General features: G+C 60.1%; 16 protein-coding genes. 11 read left to right on the plus strand and 5 right to left on the minus strand.

What is annotated here, in order from left to right:
* Positions 1 to 71 precede the first annotated feature (71 nt).
* The 4 genes from O8B93_RS02785 to O8B93_RS02800 all read right to left on the minus strand — a co-directional run bounded on the left by O8B93_RS02785 (position 72) and on the right by O8B93_RS02800 (position 6045).
* Positions 72 to 1712 carry an ABC transporter ATP-binding protein gene (locus tag O8B93_RS02785; RefSeq protein ID WP_269708289.1) on the minus strand — a complete coding sequence of 547 codons (1641 nt, stop codon included), beginning with the start codon at positions 1710 to 1712 and terminating at the stop codon, positions 72 to 74.
* A 5-nt stretch (positions 1713 to 1717) separates the two neighbouring features.
* Positions 1718 to 2863, minus strand: coding sequence for an ABC transporter permease (locus tag O8B93_RS02790; protein ID WP_269708290.1), 1146 nt, complete (start codon positions 2861 to 2863; stop codon positions 1718 to 1720).
* Positions 2863 to 3957, minus strand: coding sequence for a microcin C ABC transporter permease YejB (locus O8B93_RS02795; RefSeq protein WP_080826852.1), 1095 nt, complete (start codon positions 3955 to 3957; stop codon positions 2863 to 2865). Before O8B93_RS02795 ends, O8B93_RS02790 begins: the two co-directional genes overlap by 1 nt.
* A 243-nt stretch (positions 3958 to 4200) precedes the next feature.
* Positions 4201 to 6045 (minus strand): extracellular solute-binding protein, encoded by a 1845-nt coding sequence (locus tag O8B93_RS02800; protein ID WP_269708292.1) that lies wholly within the window; start codon positions 6043 to 6045, stop codon positions 4201 to 4203.
* Positions 6046 to 6247: 202 nt separating this feature from the next.
* Here O8B93_RS02800 and mepA point away from each other — a divergent pair, with 202 nt between their 5' ends.
* The 4 genes from mepA to dapB all read left to right on the plus strand — a co-directional run bounded on the left by mepA (position 6248) and on the right by dapB (position 9804).
* Positions 6248 to 7303, plus strand: coding sequence for a penicillin-insensitive murein endopeptidase (gene mepA / locus O8B93_RS02805; RefSeq protein WP_269708293.1), 1056 nt, complete (start codon positions 6248 to 6250; stop codon positions 7301 to 7303).
* Positions 7304 to 7402: 99 nt separating this feature from the next.
* Positions 7403 to 7786 (plus strand): methylglyoxal synthase, encoded by a 384-nt coding sequence (locus tag O8B93_RS02810; RefSeq protein ID WP_092770187.1) that lies wholly within the window; start codon positions 7403 to 7405, stop codon positions 7784 to 7786.
* Positions 7787 to 7813: 27 nt separating this feature from the next.
* On the plus strand, positions 7814 to 8836 hold the full coding sequence (locus O8B93_RS02815; protein ID WP_269708294.1) for a glucokinase: 1023 nt from the start codon (positions 7814 to 7816) through the stop codon (positions 8834 to 8836).
* 140 nt (positions 8837 to 8976) lie between these two features.
* The gene (dapB, locus tag O8B93_RS02820) at positions 8977 to 9804 is read left to right on the plus strand and encodes a 4-hydroxy-tetrahydrodipicolinate reductase (RefSeq protein ID WP_269708642.1); all 828 of its coding nucleotides are present in this window, start codon (positions 8977 to 8979) and stop codon (positions 9802 to 9804) included.
* A gap of 8 nt (positions 9805 to 9812) precedes the next feature.
* On the opposite strand, the gene phnF is transcribed toward dapB, so the two are convergent.
* Positions 9813 to 10550, minus strand: coding sequence for a phosphonate metabolism transcriptional regulator PhnF (gene phnF, locus O8B93_RS02825; RefSeq protein ID WP_269708295.1), 738 nt, complete (start codon positions 10548 to 10550; stop codon positions 9813 to 9815).
* Positions 10551 to 10632: 82 nt separating this feature from the next.
* Between phnF and phnG the strand changes: the two genes are divergently transcribed.
* From phnG to O8B93_RS02860, 7 genes are all read left to right on the plus strand, one after another.
* Positions 10633 to 11094, plus strand: a complete 462-nt coding sequence (gene phnG, locus O8B93_RS02830; protein ID WP_269708296.1) for a phosphonate C-P lyase system protein PhnG — start codon at positions 10633 to 10635, stop codon at positions 11092 to 11094.
* Complete coding sequence (gene phnH, locus O8B93_RS02835; protein WP_269708297.1) at positions 11094 to 11702, plus strand: phosphonate C-P lyase system protein PhnH; 609 nt, start codon at positions 11094 to 11096, stop codon at positions 11700 to 11702. The genes phnG and phnH overlap by 1 nt, the downstream gene beginning before the upstream one ends.
* A 1-nt stretch (position 11703) precedes the next feature.
* Entirely contained in the window at positions 11704 to 12813 is a 1110-nt protein-coding gene (locus O8B93_RS02840) for a carbon-phosphorus lyase complex subunit (RefSeq protein ID WP_269708298.1), read from the plus strand.
* A gap of 133 nt (positions 12814 to 12946) precedes the next feature.
* The gene (locus O8B93_RS02845; RefSeq protein WP_269708299.1) at positions 12947 to 13849 is read left to right on the plus strand and encodes an alpha-D-ribose 1-methylphosphonate 5-phosphate C-P-lyase PhnJ; all 903 of its coding nucleotides are present in this window, start codon (positions 12947 to 12949) and stop codon (positions 13847 to 13849) included.
* Positions 13846 to 14622 (plus strand): phosphonate C-P lyase system protein PhnK, encoded by a 777-nt coding sequence (gene phnK, locus O8B93_RS02850; protein WP_004439249.1) that lies wholly within the window; start codon positions 13846 to 13848, stop codon positions 14620 to 14622. Before O8B93_RS02845 ends, phnK begins: the two co-directional genes overlap by 4 nt.
* Before the next feature lie 4 nt (positions 14623 to 14626).
* Positions 14627 to 15334 (plus strand): phosphonate C-P lyase system protein PhnL, encoded by a 708-nt coding sequence (gene phnL / locus O8B93_RS02855; protein WP_269708300.1) that lies wholly within the window; start codon positions 14627 to 14629, stop codon positions 15332 to 15334.
* Positions 15331 to 15948, plus strand: coding sequence for a transferase hexapeptide repeat family protein (locus O8B93_RS02860; protein ID WP_269708301.1), 618 nt, complete (start codon positions 15331 to 15333; stop codon positions 15946 to 15948). The genes phnL and O8B93_RS02860 overlap by 4 nt, the downstream gene beginning before the upstream one ends.
* Positions 15949 to 16007: the final 59 nt, after the last annotated feature.

Genomic DNA, 16007 nt, shown 5'->3' on the forward strand with positions numbered 1-16007 from the left:
TCGCAACATGGGTCGGCATTTTTCGCAAAGCAACAGAAAAATCATTGCCTTAATGGAAAATGTGATGCGGCCTACTGGCTGACCACTTTCGTTTTCACCGCCTCGATGTTGAAGGCGGCTGCCAGCAGCGCCTTGGTGTAGTCCTGCTGCGGATTGGCGAAAATCTCTGCCGCCGGACCGCTCTCCACCACCTTGCCATGGCGCATGACAATCAGGTCGTTGGCGAGCGCCTTCACCACCTTCAGGTCGTGGCTGATGAAGAGGTAAGCCAGTTCATGCTTTGCCTGGAGATCGCGCAGCAGGTCGACCACCTGCGCCTGCACGCTCATGTCGAGTGCCGATGTCGGTTCGTCCAGCATGACGAAACGGGGTTTCAGCACCATGGCGCGGGCAATGGCGATGCGCTGGCGCTGGCCACCGGAAAATTCATGCGGATATCGCCAGCGGGTGGCCGGATCCAGGCCCACCTCTTCCAGTGCCGTCGCAACCCGCGTATCGCGCTCGTCGGCGGAGAGAGACCGCTCATGGACTTTCAGGCCCTCCGCAATGATTTCGCCCACCGACATGCGCGGGCTCAGAGAACCGTAGGGATCCTGAAAAACGACCTGCAGCCGGTTCCTCAGCGGCTTCATCATCTCATAGGAATAGCCGTCGATCGACTGGCCGATAAAGCTGATGCGGCCCTTAGAGGCAATCAGCCGCGAGAGCGCAAGACCAAGTGTCGTCTTGCCGGAGCCGGATTCACCCACCACGCCCACGGTCTGGCCAGCGCGCAGGGTAATATCGATACCATCAACTGCCTTCACATGATCGACCACCCGGCGCATCAGTCCCGCCTTGATCGGGAACCAGACCTTGATATCGTCGCCCTGCATGACCACCGGTTTGCCGGCATCGGAATGCGGCGGCTCGCCCTTCGGCTCGGCTGCCAGCAGATGGCGCGTATAGTGGTGCTGCGGATCGGTAAATACCTGCTCCACCGTACCGGTCTCGACGATCTTGCCCTTGGTCATGACGCAGACGCGGTCGGCAAATTTGCGGACGATGCCGAGATCGTGGGTGATGAACAGCATGGACATGCCGTGCTGCGTTTTCAGATCACCGAGCAGCTCCAGGATCTGCGCCTGCACCGTCACGTCGAGCGCGGTGGTCGGTTCGTCGGCGATCAGCAGTTTTGGCCGGTTGGCAAGCGCCATAGCAATCATCACGCGTTGTCGCTGGCCACCGGACAATTCATGCGGATAGGCCTTCAGACGCTTTTCCGGTTCGCGAATGCCCACCTGCAGCAATAGTTCCAGCGTGCGCGCCCGCGCCTCTGCCCCGGTGATCGCCTGATGCAGCTCCAGAATCTCACCGATCTGCCGCTCGATGGTGTGGAGCGGGTTGAGCGAGGTCATAGGCTCCTGGAAGATCATGGTGATGTCGTTGCCGCGCACGGCACGCAGTGCCCGTTCCGGCAGGGTCAGCATGTCCTTGCCGTCGAACAGTATTTTGCCCGACGGGTGGCTTGCCGCCGGATAGGGCAGCAATTTGAGAATGGAATTTGCGGTGACCGACTTGCCGGAACCGGATTCCCCGACGAGGGCGACGACTTCGCCCGGCATCAGGTCAAAGGAGACGTGATCGACGGCGACACTGGTCGCGCCACCCTGATGGAAGGCAACGGAGAGATCACGGACGGAGAGCAGCGGTTGGATATTTGTTTCCGTCATAGCGATCACCGGAACGTCTTGCGTGGATCGAAGGCGTCGCGCACCGCTTCACCCACGAAGATCAATAACGAGAGCATGATGGACATGGTGAAGAAGGCGGTGAGGCCGAGCCAGGGCGCCTGAAGGTTGTTCTTGCCCTGCGCAATCATCTCACCCAGCGACGGCGATCCCGGCGGCATGCCGAAGCCGAGGAAATCGAGCGAGGTGAGCGTGGTGATCGAGCCGGAGAGGATGAACGGCAGGAAGGTCAGCGTCGCCACCATGGCATTGGGCAGAAGATGGCGGAACATGATCGTCCAGTTACCGACGCCAAGCGCCCGGGCAGCGCGGACATATTCAAAGTTTCTGGCCCGCAGGAATTCGGCGCGGACAATGCCAACGAAGCCGACCCATGAAAACAGCAGCATGATGCCGAGCAGCACGAAGAAGCCCGGCGGCAGAATGGCCGCGATGATCAGCAGGATGTAGAGCACCGGCATGGACGACCAGATTTCAATGAAACGCTGCAGAAGCAGGTCGGTCCAGCCGCCGAAATAACCCTGAATGGCGCCGGCGGTGACGCCGACGAGGGCCGATGCGATAGTCAGCGTCAGGCCGAACAGCACGGAGATGCGAAAGCCGTAGATCATTCGTGCCGTAACATCGCGCGCCTGATTGTCGGTTCCGAGCCAGTTGAGATTGCCAAGCGTGCAGCCCGGATCGGCATTGCCTTGCGGGTAGGCCGAGCAACGCTCCTTTTCATCCATCAGCCAGAAGGGCGCGGTGGGCGCTGAGTGCGGAATATTGGAATTGACCGTCTGGTAGGAATAACGGATCGGTGGCCAGATCATCCAGCCATTGGCGTTGATCTCGTCCTGAATGAAGGAGGACTTGTAATCGGTCTGGGCGAGGAAGCCACCGAATTTCTCCTCCGGATAATCCACCAGGACCGGCACCAGAAACTCGCCCTTGTAGGAAGCGAGAATGGGTTTGTCATTGGCGATGAATTCCGCCATCAGGCTCAGGAAAAACAGGATCAGGAACAGCCAGAAGGACCAGTATCCGCGGCGGTTTGCCTTGAAATTCTGCCAGCGGCGCTTGGTCGTCGGCGAAAACCACGGGCGCTTAGGCTTTACCAGCGTTTCGGTTCCGGCGGGTTGGACAAGCGACATCACACGTCCCTCCGCTCGAAATCGATGCGCGGATCGATCCATGTGTAGATCAGGTCGGATAGCAGGCCAACGACGAGGCCCATCAGCGAGAAGATGAAGAGCGTGCCGAAGACGATCGGATAATCCCGGTTGACCACCGAAAGATAACCGAGACGGCCGAGACCATCCAGCGAGAAGATGTTCTCGATCAGCAGCGAGCCGGTGAAGAAGGCCGAGATGAAAGCCCCCGGAAAACCGGCGATCACAATCAGCATCGCGTTGCGGAAGACATGGCCATAGAGAACCCTGCGTTCGGTAAGACCCTTGGCGCGGGCGGTGACGACATATTGTTTCTTGATCTCGTCAATGAAGGAATTCTTGGTCAGAAGCGTCGTCGTCGCGAAGGCCGAAAGCGAGAGCGCGATCAACGGCAGGGTCAGGTGCCAGAAATAGTCAATGATCTTCTGCCACCAGTTCAGCTGGTCGAAATTATCCGAGACCAGCCCGCGCAGCGGAAACCAGTCGAAAAACGAACCGCCGGCGAAAAGCACGATGAGCAGGATACCGAACAGGAAGCTCGGCACCGCATATCCGATAATGATGATGCCCGATGTCCAGACATCGAAGGTCGAGCCATCGGAAACGGCCTTCTTGATGCCGAGTGGAATGGAAATCACATAGGAAATGATCAGTATCCAGAAGCCGAGCGAGGCCGAGACCGGCAACTTGTCGATGATGAGATCGATCACCGACGAATTGCGGAAGAAGCTGTCGCCGAAATCGAAGCGGATGTAGTTCCACATCATTTCAAGAAAACGGGTGAGCGGTGGCTTGTCGAAGCCGAACTGTTTTTCGAGCTTCTTGATCAGCTCCGGGTCAAGGCCCTGGGCGCCGCGATATTTCGAGCCGCTTTCATCGAAACCACCGGACTGGCCCATGAGATCGCCGCCGCCCGAGAGCCGGTCGGAGGCGCTGTCGCCCTGTCCGGTCAGCTGCGCCACGACCTGTTCCACCGGCCCGCCCGGCGCGAACTGGATGACGAGAAACGAAATGCCCATGATGCCGACAATCGTCGGGATCATCAGTGCCAGACGTCTGAGGATATAGGCGCCCATCAGCCTCTGCTCCCGGGCGTCAGAACGCTTCCGCATTTCTTCGAATTGCGAAAACGCTCTAACTTTTTATTTTGGCGCATTTCCGGACGGAAAACCGGGGTCCACTTTTCCTGGAAATGCTGTAAGTCAGCGGTTTTCGTTTCAGTCAAACCCAGTCCTTTCGTGAAAGCGCCTTGCGTGCGCTCCAAGCGATTCGTCTCGCCCTATGTGAATCAAGCCTTCGCCGCGAAAGCAAGGCCGACCTCAGTTCCCGGCCTGGCCGGACCACCACGCGTCCGGAAAACCGACGCCATATTCGGGCAGGCTTTCAGGGCGGACGAGGGTGTTCCAGTATGCGATGAACATCTCGCCACGGTAAAATTGCGGAATGACATAGCTGTTTGCGAGAAGCACCCGGTCGAGCGCGCGGGCGGCGGCCACCTGTTCATCCCGGTTGGGCGCAAATATGACCTTCCTGACCAGGGCATCGACGGCCGGGTTCTTGATGCCGGCAACGTTGTTGGAACCCTGCCGGTCAGCGGCTGCCGAACCCCAGAAATCCGCCTGCTCGTTTCCGGGATTGGCCGACGTCGCCCAGAGCTTGATGGTGACGTCAAAATCGAAGCTGCGGGTACGGTTGGTATATTGCGAGGCGTCGACGGTGCGGATGGTGGCGTTGATGCCGATCTTCTTCAGGTTCTGAACATAGGGAAGGATGGTTCTCTCCATGCCGGAGGAATCGATCAGAAACTCCATATCCAGCTGCTGACCGGTTGCCGCATTGACCATGCGGTTGCCGCGCAGCTCGTAACCGGCCTCCTTCATCAGCTTCACCGCTTCACGCAGATTGTCGCGCTGCTTGGTGGGGTCACCGGCCACCGGGTTGCGATATTCCGTCGTGAAGACTTCCGGCGGGACCTGATCCTTCAGCTCCTGAAGAAGTTCCAGTTCGCGGCCTGTCGGCAGGCCGGAGGAGGCAAGTTCGCTGCCCATGAAGAAGCTGTTGATGCGCTGGAACTGGCCGTAAGCCAGCGTGCGGTTCAACTCCTCGAAATCGAAGGCGTAGTTGAGTGCCTTGCGCAATTTCGGGTTCTGGAACTTTTCGCGGCGCATATTCGGCACGAAGGCCTGCATGATGCCGACGGAGCGATAGATATTCGGCAGCTCTTCCTTCTTGACGCGACCTTCCTTGACGGCCGGGAAATCATAACCCGTGACCCAGCGGCTGGATGAGGGTTCCTGCCGGAAATCGACGGTGCCGGACTTGAAAGCCTGGAATTCCACGTCCTGATCGGCAAAGAAGGTGTAGGCGATGGTTTTGAAATTGTTCATCCCCACATTCACATTGACGTCCTTGCCCCAGTAGTCGTCACGGCGCTCATAGGTGACGGACGAGCCGGGAGAGACGGCCGCAATCTTGTAAGGGCCGGAACCCATGACCGGCTCCAGCGTACCGCGGGATATGTCGCGCGGTTTGCCATCCGGGCCGGTGCCTTCCCACCAGTGCTTGGGAACGATCAGCAATTGCCCGACGATCTGCGGCAATTCGCGATTGTTCTTTTCATCGAAGGTAAAGGTAATGTCCCTTTCGCCGCTCACCTCCGCCTTGGTGACGTGGGTGTAGTAGGTCGAGAGTTGCGGGCTCAGGTCCTTTGCTTTTTCGAAGCTGAAGACGACATCATCCGGCGTCACCGGTTTACCATCGGCCCATTTGGCGTCCTGCCGCAGCCGGAACGTCGCCTTCGCAATATCGTCGGGATAACTCACGCCCTCGGCCAGCAAACCATAGGAGGCCGACAGCTCCTCTTCCGTCGATTTCATCAGCGTATCGTAAACCAGCGAAAGGCCCGTTGCCCTCTCGCCCTTGGCGAGCAGCGGGTTGAGCGTATCGAAAGTGCCTGATGTCGACAGGCGCAAAGTGCCGCCCTTCGGGGCCTTGGTATTCACATAGTCGAAATGGTCGAAGCCATCAGGGTGTTTCAGCTCGCCGACCGTCGAAATCCCCTTTCGCCACACATCCGCAGACTGGGCGGAAGCAGCCGCCGGTATCAGCAGGGCGGATGCGGCGAGAGCGATAAGGAAACGGGATTTCAGTGGTGCCAATATCATCGGGTGGATGTCCCTGTTTTTGTGCTTGCTGGAGAGAGCATAAAAGAAACATTGGCAAAAAACAGATGTGCTGACTCACAAGCTCTTTATCGGCGTCGTTATCCCCGCTTTGCGAGGGCCAGGCGAAACATGGTTTCAACAAAATCCAGTTCCAGTTTATTCTGGGGGCAAGAGAATCACCTGATCGGACGGGCACGGCTATATGACGGCGGGATCATCGAGAATTTTCAAAGCGACCATGCTGGCGATGTCGGTCGTCTCGGCGCTGCAATTGCAGATCGAGACCGCGTCGGCCGAAGACCGGCCCGCGAAAGAGGTGTTTGGCCACATGGCCCTGCCTTCCGCCGCAGCGTCCCAGCCGATCGGCTCCTATGCCAAGGGCTGCCAATCCGGCGCCATCGCCATGCCTACCGATGGTCCCGGCTGGCAGGCCATGCGGCTTTCGCGCAACCGGCGCTGGGGGCAGCCGCAGCTGATTTCCTTCCTGGAGCGATTTTCGCAGGATGCGCAGAAGATCGGCTGGCCGGGATTGCTGCTCGGCGATATTTCCCAGCCGCGCGGCGGCCCGATGCTGACCGGCCATGCCTCACACCAGATCGGCCTCGATGTCGATGTCTGGTGGCGACCGATGCCCACCCCCCGGCTGACCGTGGAGCAGCGCGAAACGGTGCCCTTCATCTCGATGCTGGACAAGAGCAAGTTCCTGACGGTCGATGACCGTAAATGGTCGCCGCTGAATGCCCGGCTGGTGATGATGGCGGCAAGTTATCCGCAGGTGGAGCGGGTCTTCGTCAACCCGGCCATCAAGCAGAAGCTCTGCCAGACATGGACCGGCGACCGCACCTTCATGGGCAAGATCAGGCCGATCTACGGCCATGACGAACATTTCCACATCCGTCTCGAATGCCCGCCCGGCGCTCCCAACTGCAAACCACAAGCGGAGGTCGGCAAAGGCGACGGCTGCGACAAGTCGCTTGCCTGGTGGTTCACCAAGGAACCATGGGCGCCGCCGAAAAAGGACCCGAATGCCAAGCCGGTGAAACCTCGCCAGGTCATGGTCTCGGATTTGCCGGCGGCCTGCGCTGCTGTTGCGGCAGCTCCTTCCGCCAATCCTGAGGGCATTGCGGCTCAGGCCTACTCCTCCTCCCCTGCCCAGGCCATGCGCCAGCAGAATGTGGAACAGGTTATTCAAAACGCCCCGGCGATTCAGCCGCCGTCCGATATTCCGCTTCCGAGCCAGCGTCCGACATTGAACTGAAACAGAAATGAGGCATTCAACGGCTTCCCTTTTCAAATGGCGGCAAGCTGTTATAGAAGGCTTCAAATCGATTTAATTCTTTGAGGACAGGCTGGGACCATGGAAGGGCAACGCTGTATCGCGCTCATCGCTCACGACGAGAAAAAGGACGATATGGCGGATTTCGCCCGTCACCATCAGAAGGCGCTTGCCGGTTTCAGGATCGTCGCCACCGGCACCACCGGCGGGCGCGTGCAGGAAGCATGTCCGGGCCTTGAGGTCATTCGCCTCAAAAGCGGTCCCCTCGGCGGCGACCAGCAGATCGGCGCGATGATCGCCACTGGCGAAGTGGACATGCTGATCTTCTTTACCGATCCGCTGACGGCCATGCCGCATGATGTCGATGTGAAGGCGCTGACGCGTCTTGCCACGGTCTATGACATTCCCATGGCGCTCAACCGCGCCACCGCAGAAAACCTGATCGACTTCAATTCCGCCGACTGACCCGCACCCACCAATATGGAACAGGCAATGCCGAAGACGTCCGATACCGAATATCTGTCCTTTCCGATCCTTCTTGGCGACATCGGCGGCACCAATGCCCGCTTTTCCATCCTGATCGATTCCTTTGCGGAACCGGTGCACCTCACCACGGTAAAGACTGCGGAATATCCGACGATCGACGACGCTATCCAGCAGGCGGTTCTGGACAAGACCTCGCTTCAGCCGGTCTCCACCATTCTGGCCATTGCCGGCCCGATCGAAGGCGACGAGATTCCGCTCACCAATTGCCACTGGGTCGTCAAGCCGAAGGACATGCTGGCCAAGCTCGGCCTGAAGGACGTCATCGTCATCAACGATTTTGAGGCGCAGGCTCTGGCGATTGCGGCTCTTGACGATGACAACCGCGACGCCATCGGCTCCGGCCGCAAGGATGTGCTGGCGTCGCGCGTCGTTCTTGGACCGGGTACGGGGCTTGGCGTTGCCGGGCTGGTCTATGCCCGCCACATGTGGTTCCCGGTGCCTGGCGAAGGTGGCCATATCGACATCGGCCCGAGAAGCGCACGGGACTATGCGGTTTTCCCCCATATCGAAACCATCGAAGGCCGCGTCGCGGGCGAACAGATCCTGTGCGGACGCGGGCTGGTCAATCTTTATCGGGCCATCTGCAAAGCCGATGGCATCGAGCCTGTCTTTTCCGATCCGGCCGACATCACCTCGCAGGGGCTTTCCGGCCAGAACGCGCAGGCAAAAGAAACGCTGTCGCTGTTCAGCACCTATCTCGGCCGCGTGGCGGGCGACCTTGCGCTGATATTCATGGCCAAGGGCGGCGTCTATCTGGCCGGCGGTATTTCGCAGAAGATCATCCCTGCGCTGAAAAGCCCGGAATTCCGGGCCGCTTTCGAAGATAAAGCGCCGCATAAAGCCCTGATGCGGACCATTCCGACATTCGTCGTTACCCATCCGCAGGCGGCCCTTTCCGGGCTTGCCACCTATGCGAGAACGCCGGCCGATTTCGGTCTGGCGCTGGACGGGCGGCGCTGGAGAGCTTGATCGCTATCCCCTCAAAGGGGCTACTCTTCCCATGTGATGCTTGCGAAGCGGGCGGGCGATCTTTAACGTCGCTGCTGCAAACATCAATCGACCGATACCGGCGGGTTCCGATCCGCCCGACATGAAAAGTGAGTGAAAACATGGGCAGCAGCGGCATGAAACTGGTGGTGGTCGGCGCGGCGGGCCGCATGGGGCAGGCACTGATCCGCCTCATTCACCAGACACCCGGCGTTCAGCTGCATGCCGCAGTGGCGCGTGAAGGTTCAGCTTTTGTTGGCCGCGATGCCGGTGAGATCTCCGGTCTCGGCCCCATCGGCGTCGAAATCACCAGCGATCCCTTACAGGCATTCCTGCATGCCGAAGGGGTGATCGATTTCACCTCACCGGCAACCAGCGTCACCTTTGCCGGCCTCGCCGCGCAGGCCCGCATCGTGCACGTCATCGGCACGACCGGCTGCTCGCCGCAAGACGAGGAAAAGTTCAAGGCGGCGTCGCGCCATGCCCGCATCGTCAAGTCAGGCAATATGAGCCTCGGCGTCAACCTGCTCAGCGTTCTCACCCAGCAGGCGGCGCAGGCGCTGGATGCGCAGAACTGGGATATCGAAATTCTGGAAATGCACCACAAGCACAAGGTCGATGCGCCCTCAGGCACCGCGCTGCTGCTGGGCGAAGCGGCCGCCGCCGGCCGCAAGGTCGATCTCACCGCCTCCTCCGTGCGCGTGCGCGACGGACACACGGGCGCGCGTGAGGCCGGCACCATCGGTTTTGCCACGCTACGTGGCGGCTCGGTCATCGGCGAACATTCGGTGATCTTCGCCGGCGAAGGTGAGCGCGTCGAGCTTTCCCATTATGCCGGCGACCGCTCCATCTTCGCACGCGGCGCAATCACGGCGGCCATGTGGGCTTTCGACAAGAAGCCCGGCTTCTACTCCATGCTGGATGTGCTCGGCCTTTCGCAGCCGGAGTAAGCCGTACTCTAATTTTCCACCGTGAATTCGACCGTGTCGGCAGAAAATCGGCTGACGGCATATTGCACCGGCACGCCGTCCATATCCGCATTTAACGCCTGGGTGACAAGCAGGATGGCCCCCGGCGATAGTTCGAGATCGGCGAGATCCTGCGTATCCGCGTGGATAGCGGAAATGACGGTGGAAATGCGCACATAATCCGCCACGCCAAGCATCTTAAAAGCGGCCGTGATCGAGCCGCTTTTCTGATATGCCTCGCCTATTCCGGCAAAACGATCCGCGGGGAACCATGTGGTCGAACGCGACACAGGGCGGGTATCCGCCTTCCGCAGGGTTTCCAGACGGGTGAGCGGCGCGCCGGCCGGCAGTTGCAGCCGTGCTGCGAGATCGGCGCTTGCCGGCTCGGTCGTATGGGAAAGAAGCAGCGCTTCCATTTCCTTCACCTGATCGCCGATGCCAGCCGTAAACCGCGTGCGCAGCGAAATCGGAAAGCTCAGGCGCTCCTTGCGGGCGATCATCGTGCCGCGCCCCTGCATCGGCTCGAGAATGCCTTCGCTCGCCAGTGCGGCGATCGCACTTCTGACGGTATGGCGGTTGACGCCAAATTTTTCGGCCAGCGTCATCTCCGGCGGCAACATGCCGGTTTCGTCGTGATCGCCTGCCGCAATCTCGCCTCTGATCCGGTCGGCAATCTGCCGCCAGAGCGCCACACCGTTCTTTCTTTTCATCGCTGCTGCAGGGCTCATGTCACACGCTTGTCATTCATCGACGTTAATTGTAGCTTATATTGTATAGTTGTCTATATCAATAGACATTAGAGGTCAAGCGATGAATAACGAAGCTGCGAATATACATGCAGAGAGGAAGCGAGTGGCGGCGCTTCTTGCCCGCGCCACCTTTCAGGAACTTGAAACGGTCTGGAACCGGCAGGATGCCAGCCCGCAGACGGAAAACGTGCGGGGGCCGGAAACCGGCCTCGTCATGGTCAAGGGCCGTATTGGCGGCGGCGGTGCGCCCTTTAATCTCGGCGAGACCACGGTTACCCGCGCGACCGTCAAGCTGGCCTCGGGAACCGTCGGTCATGCGCATGTTCTCGGCACCGGCCGCAAGAAGGCCTGGTACGCCGCCGTGTTCGACGCGCTCTGGCAGGAAAATCCGACCCGGGACTTCATCGAGACCGAGCTTCTTTCACCGGTCGAAAAGAGACTGAGCGAAGAGAAGGACCGGAAAACAAAGGAAACCGCCGCCACGCGGGTCGATTTCTTCACCATGGTTCGAGGAGAAGATTGATGGGTGTCAAAGCCGAAACATTGACGGGCGGCTTTTCCAGCGCCGTCTTCGATTCCCAGCGTATTTTCAAGAAGCTGATGGACGGCATGGCCCGTCCCGGCACACCGCACACAATCGAAACGGCGGTTGCCCCGCCGCTGCCGCTTGCCGCCGCCACCGGTGCGGTTCTGCTGGCGCTTTGCGACCACGATACACCGGTCTGGCTGAGTGGCACATTGCGCAAGACCGCGGTGCCGGGCTGGATCGGATTTCACACCGGCGCACCGGCAACGGAAGAAAAAGCGGCCGCGCATTTCGCCGTCATCGAAGCGGGCAGCGCCATCGCGTCCTTCGGCCTCTTCGCCCAGGGCAGCCAGGAATATCCCGACCGCTCCACGACGCTCATCATCGAATTGTCCGATCTGGACGGTGGGCGGGAATTGCTGCTTTCCGGGCCTGGCATCCGCCACGTCAACATCATCAGCCCATCCGGCCTGCCGGATATATTCCCGAGGCTTTGGGCAGAGAACAACGCCACCTTCCCGCGTGGCATCGATGTCATCCTGACGGCTGGCGATAAATTCGTCTGCCTGCCGCGTACGACGCGCATCAAACCCGTGGAGGCATAAGATGTATGTTGCTGTCAAAGGCGGGGAGACCGCCATCGCCAACGCCCACCGGCTGCTGGCCGACCAGCGGCGCGGAGACCGCGACCTGCCCGCCATGAGCGTGGCGCAGATTGTTTCGCAGCTATCGCTCGCCGTAGACCGCGTGATGGCGGAAGCCTCACTCTACGATCAGTCGCTTGCAGCCCTTGCCGTCAAGCAGGCGCGCGGCGACATGATCGAAGCCATCTTCCTGCTGCGCGCCTATCGCACCACGCTGCCGCGCTTCGGCTATTCGGTCCCGGTGGATACCGCCGACATGGCGGTGCAGCGGCGTGTTTCCGCCACCTACAAGGATCTGCCCGGCGGGCAATTGCTGGGGCCGACCTTCGACTACACCCACCGGCTGCTCGATCCCTCCCTCCTCGAAGACGAGGTCGTCGAAACCGCTACCCAGCGGGAAGGCGAGCCTGAATATGTCATGCGCGTTTCCGATATCCTCGCTGAGGAGGGGCTGATCGAAAGCGACGGCGACATGCCGGACGATCATATTGCCGGCGACCTGACACGGGAACCGATGGAGTTTCCGATGCCGCGCGACCTGCGCCTGCAATCGCTGGCGCGCGGCGACGAAGGTTTCCTCCTGGCGCTCGCCTATTCGACCCAGCGCGGTTACGGCCGCACCCACCCCTTCGTCGGCGAAATCCGCATCGGTGAAGTGGAAGTCGAACTTGATGTGCCGGAACTCGGCTTTTCCGTCTCGCTCGGGGACATCAAGGTCACCGAATGCCAGATGGTCAACCAATTCAAGGGTTCGGCCAAGGCACCGCCGCAATTTACCCGCGGTTACGGTCTGGTGTTTGGCCAGAGCGAACGCAAGGCGATGGCTATGTCTCTGGTCGACCGGGCGCTGCGCGCCGGAGAATTCGGCGAGGATGTCGTTGCCCCGGCACAGGATGAGGAATTCGTCATCTCACACGCCGACAATGTGCAGGCGACGGGTTTCGTCGAGCATCTGAAACTGCCGCATTATGTGGATTTCCAGGCCGAACTCGGTCTGGTCAGAAAGATGCGCGCCGATTTCGAGGCCATCAATACAAATGGCGCGGAGTGGATGAGCGATGCGGCCGAATAGCTTAGCGGCCGTGCTGCTCGCCAAACCAGTAGGCGCAAAAGACGGTCGATGCTGCAAAGACAGCAAAGAACACGGCTGCAAGAATTCCAATCTCCATGAGCTTGTACTCCTTTTTTCACAAGGCTAACGCGCAATGCTTAAAGAAGTTTCATTTGACGACGGGCTGGCTGCCTACAACTTCGCCTATCTGGACGAACAGACCAAGCGGATGATCCGCCGGGCGATCCTGAAAGCCATCGCCATTCCCGGTTACCAGGTCCCCTTCGCTTCCCGCGAAATGCCCATGCCCTATGGCTGGGGCACCGGCGGCGTGCAGTTGACGGCCTCCATCCTCGGCCCGGATGATGTGCTGAAGGTTATCGACCAAGGCGCCGACGATACGACCAATGCCGTTTCGATCCGCGCATTTTTCCAGAAGGTGGCTGATGTGGCCGTCACCACCCGCACGAAGGACGCAACGATCATCCAGACGCGGCACCGCATTCCGGAAGAGGAACTGCATTCGGGACAGGTTTTGGTCTATCAGGTTCCGATTCCCGAGCCCCTGCGCTTCCTCGAACCGCGCGAGACCGAGACCCGCGTCATGCACGCGCTCGAAGAATACGGCCTGATGCACGTCAAGCTCTACGAGGACATCGCCCGCAACGGCCGCATCTCCACCACCTATGCCTATCCGGTGAAGGTGGCCGGGCGCTACGTGATGGACCCCTCGCCGACGCCGAAATTCGACAATCCGAAAATGCATATGTCGGACGCCCTGCAATTGTTCGGCGCCGGGCGCGAAAAGCGCATCTACGCCGTGCCGCCCTATACCGACGTCGTCAGCCTCGATTTCGAAGATCACCCCTTCGAAATCCAGCGCTTCGACAAGCCCTGCGCGCTCTGCGGCGGGGAGAATGTCTATCTCGACGAGGTGGTGCTGGATGACAAGGGCGGGCGGATGTTCGTCTGCTCCGATACCGACCATTGCGAAGACCGCCGTGCCCATGGCCACAAGGGCCACCTGCTGGCGGATGTGAAGGAGGCCGCAGAATGAGCGACGCACCGCTTTTGAAAGTCCGGGACGTTTCCAAATATTACGGCGACCGCGCCGGTTGCCGCAACGTCTCCTTCGAGCTTTATCCGGGCGAAGTGCTGGCGATCGTCGGCGAATCCGGTTCCGGCAAGACGACGCTGCTCAACTGCATTTCCACCCGGCTGATGCCGACGGCTGGCAGCGTGGAATATCGCATGCGTGATGGCTCCATGCGCGACCTCTATCATATGGGTGAGGCTGAACGGCGTTTCCTGATGCGCACCGACTGGGGTTTCGTGCACCAGAACCCGGCCGACGGACTGCGCATGGCGGTGTCTGCCGGCGCCAATGTCGGCGAGCGGCTGATGGCGGTTGGCAACCGGCATTACGGTAATATCCGGCAATCGGCCAGCGAATGGCTGGAGCGGGTGGAAATCGGCACCGACCGTATCGACGACCAGCCGCGCGCCTTTTCCGGCGGCATGCGCCAGCGCCTGCAGATCGCCCGCAACCTCGTCACCTCGCCGCGTCTCGTTTTCATGGATGAGCCGACCGGTGGTCTCGATGTCTCGGTGCAGGCGCGCCTGCTCGATCTGGTTCGCGGCCTCGTCAACGATCTCGGTCTTGCGGTCGTCGTCGTCACCCATGATCTCGCGGTGGCGCGGCTGCTTTCCCACCGGATGATGGTGATGAAGGGCGGCGACGTCATCGAACATGGCCTCACCGACCGGGTGCTGGACGATCCGCGCGAGCCCTACACGCAATTGCTTGTTTCCTCCATCTTGCAGGTTTGATGCCATGACGACGCCACTCATTGTTTCGGAAGTCTTCAAAAGCTTCACCATGCATCTTCGCGACGGCATTGAGTTGCCTGTCGTCCGTGATGTCAATTTCTCCGTTTCCGGCGGCGAATGCGTCGTGCTCGGCGGCCCGTCGGGCATCGGCAAAAGCTCGATCCTGAAAATGCTCTATGGCAATTACGCCATAGATAGCGGGCAGATCCTCATCCGCCATCAGGGTGAGGTCATCGATATGGGCAATGCCTCGCCGCGCACGATCCTCGATATCCGCCACCGCACCATCGGTTATGTCAGCCAGTTCCTGCGCACGGTGCCGCGTGTCGCGGCCATCGACGTCGTTGCCGAGCCGCTTCTGGCGCGCAAGGTTACGGCCGAAGATGCGCGCGAGCAGGCGGCCATGCTGCTTTCGAAACTCAACCTGCCACGGGAGTTGTGGTCCCTGCCACCAGCGACCTTTTCGGGCGGTGAGCAGCAGCGCGTCAATATCGCCCGCGGTTTCATCACCGATCATGCGATCCTGCTCCTCGACGAGCCGACTGCCTCGCTCGACGCCACCAACCGGCGTGTGGTGGTCGACATGATCAGGGGGAAAAAAGAGAACGGCACGGCTCTGCTCGGCATCTTCCACGACGAGGAGGTGCGCGAAGCCGTGGCTGACCGCATTCTCGACGTTTCGCAATTCTCGCCCCGAAAGGCAGCGGCATGAGTGTCAAGGTCGGTCTCGAACCCGTCATCCACGAAAGTGCCCGCGTCACCAATTCCTCGATCGGCCGCTATACCGAAATTTCGGAGCACTGCCGCCTCGAAGAGGTCGAGATGGGCGACTACTCCTACGTCATGCAGGATGGCGCCATCTGGTGTGCCACCATCGGCAAATTCGTCAACATCGCCGCTTCCGTCCGCATCAATGCCACCAACCATCCGATGCAGCGGGCGACATTGCACCATTTTACCTATCGCGCCCGCAGTTACTGGGACGATGCGGAAGATGAAACGGACTTCTTCGCCGCCCGCCGTGCCAAACGCGTGGTGATCGGCCACGATGTCTGGATCGGCCACGGCGCAACCATCCTGCCCGGCGTAACCGTTGGAAATGGCGCGGTGATTGGCGCAGGTGCGGTCGTTTCGAAAGACGTGGCCCCTTATACCATCGTCGGCGGCGTACCCGCCAAGCTGATCCGGGAACGTTTCCCGGCTGAACTGGGCCGGCAAATGGATGATCTGAAATGGTGGGACTGGGACCATACAAAATTGCGCGGCGCTCTGGACGACTTCCGCAACCTGGCGGCAGAGGATTTCGTCGCGAAATATGGCGGATGAACTTCCCACTTCTGAAACAGTTAAAAATCCCGGAGCAAAACTCCGGGATTTTTGTTTCT

This window comes from Martinezella rhizogenes, assembly GCF_027460065.1.
Classification (GTDB): domain Bacteria; phylum Pseudomonadota; class Alphaproteobacteria; order Rhizobiales; family Rhizobiaceae; genus Agrobacterium; species Agrobacterium rhizogenes_C.

Bases quoted from the DNA above. Each gene is read 5' to 3' on its own strand.
- O8B93_RS02785 (WP_269708289.1), bottom strand. From the start codon at position 1,712: ATGACGGAAACAAATATCCAACCGCTGCTCTCCGTCCGTGATCTCTCC.
- O8B93_RS02790 (WP_269708290.1), bottom strand. From the start codon at position 2,863: ATGTCGCTTGTCCAACCCGCCGGAACCGAAACGCTGGTAAAGCCTAAG.
- O8B93_RS02795 (WP_080826852.1), bottom strand. From the start codon at position 3,957: ATGGGCGCCTATATCCTCAGACGTCTGGCACTGATGATCCCGACGATT.
- O8B93_RS02800 (WP_269708292.1), bottom strand. From the start codon at position 6,045: ATGATATTGGCACCACTGAAATCCCGTTTCCTTATCGCTCTCGCCGCA.
- mepA (WP_269708293.1), top strand. From the start codon at position 6,248: ATGACGGCGGGATCATCGAGAATTTTCAAAGCGACCATGCTGGCGATG.
- O8B93_RS02810 (WP_092770187.1), top strand. From the start codon at position 7,403: ATGGAAGGGCAACGCTGTATCGCGCTCATCGCTCACGACGAGAAAAAG.
- O8B93_RS02815 (WP_269708294.1), top strand. From the start codon at position 7,814: ATGCCGAAGACGTCCGATACCGAATATCTGTCCTTTCCGATCCTTCTT.
- dapB (WP_269708642.1), top strand. From the start codon at position 8,977: ATGGGCAGCAGCGGCATGAAACTGGTGGTGGTCGGCGCGGCGGGCCGC.
- phnF (WP_269708295.1), bottom strand. From the start codon at position 10,550: ATGAGCCCTGCAGCAGCGATGAAAAGAAAGAACGGTGTGGCGCTCTGG.
- phnG (WP_269708296.1), top strand. From the start codon at position 10,633: ATGAATAACGAAGCTGCGAATATACATGCAGAGAGGAAGCGAGTGGCG.
- phnH (WP_269708297.1), top strand. From the start codon at position 11,094: ATGGGTGTCAAAGCCGAAACATTGACGGGCGGCTTTTCCAGCGCCGTC.
- O8B93_RS02840 (WP_269708298.1), top strand. From the start codon at position 11,704: ATGTATGTTGCTGTCAAAGGCGGGGAGACCGCCATCGCCAACGCCCAC.
- O8B93_RS02845 (WP_269708299.1), top strand. From the start codon at position 12,947: ATGCTTAAAGAAGTTTCATTTGACGACGGGCTGGCTGCCTACAACTTC.
- phnK (WP_004439249.1), top strand. From the start codon at position 13,846: ATGAGCGACGCACCGCTTTTGAAAGTCCGGGACGTTTCCAAATATTAC.
- phnL (WP_269708300.1), top strand. From the start codon at position 14,627: ATGACGACGCCACTCATTGTTTCGGAAGTCTTCAAAAGCTTCACCATG.
- O8B93_RS02860 (WP_269708301.1), top strand. From the start codon at position 15,331: ATGAGTGTCAAGGTCGGTCTCGAACCCGTCATCCACGAAAGTGCCCGC.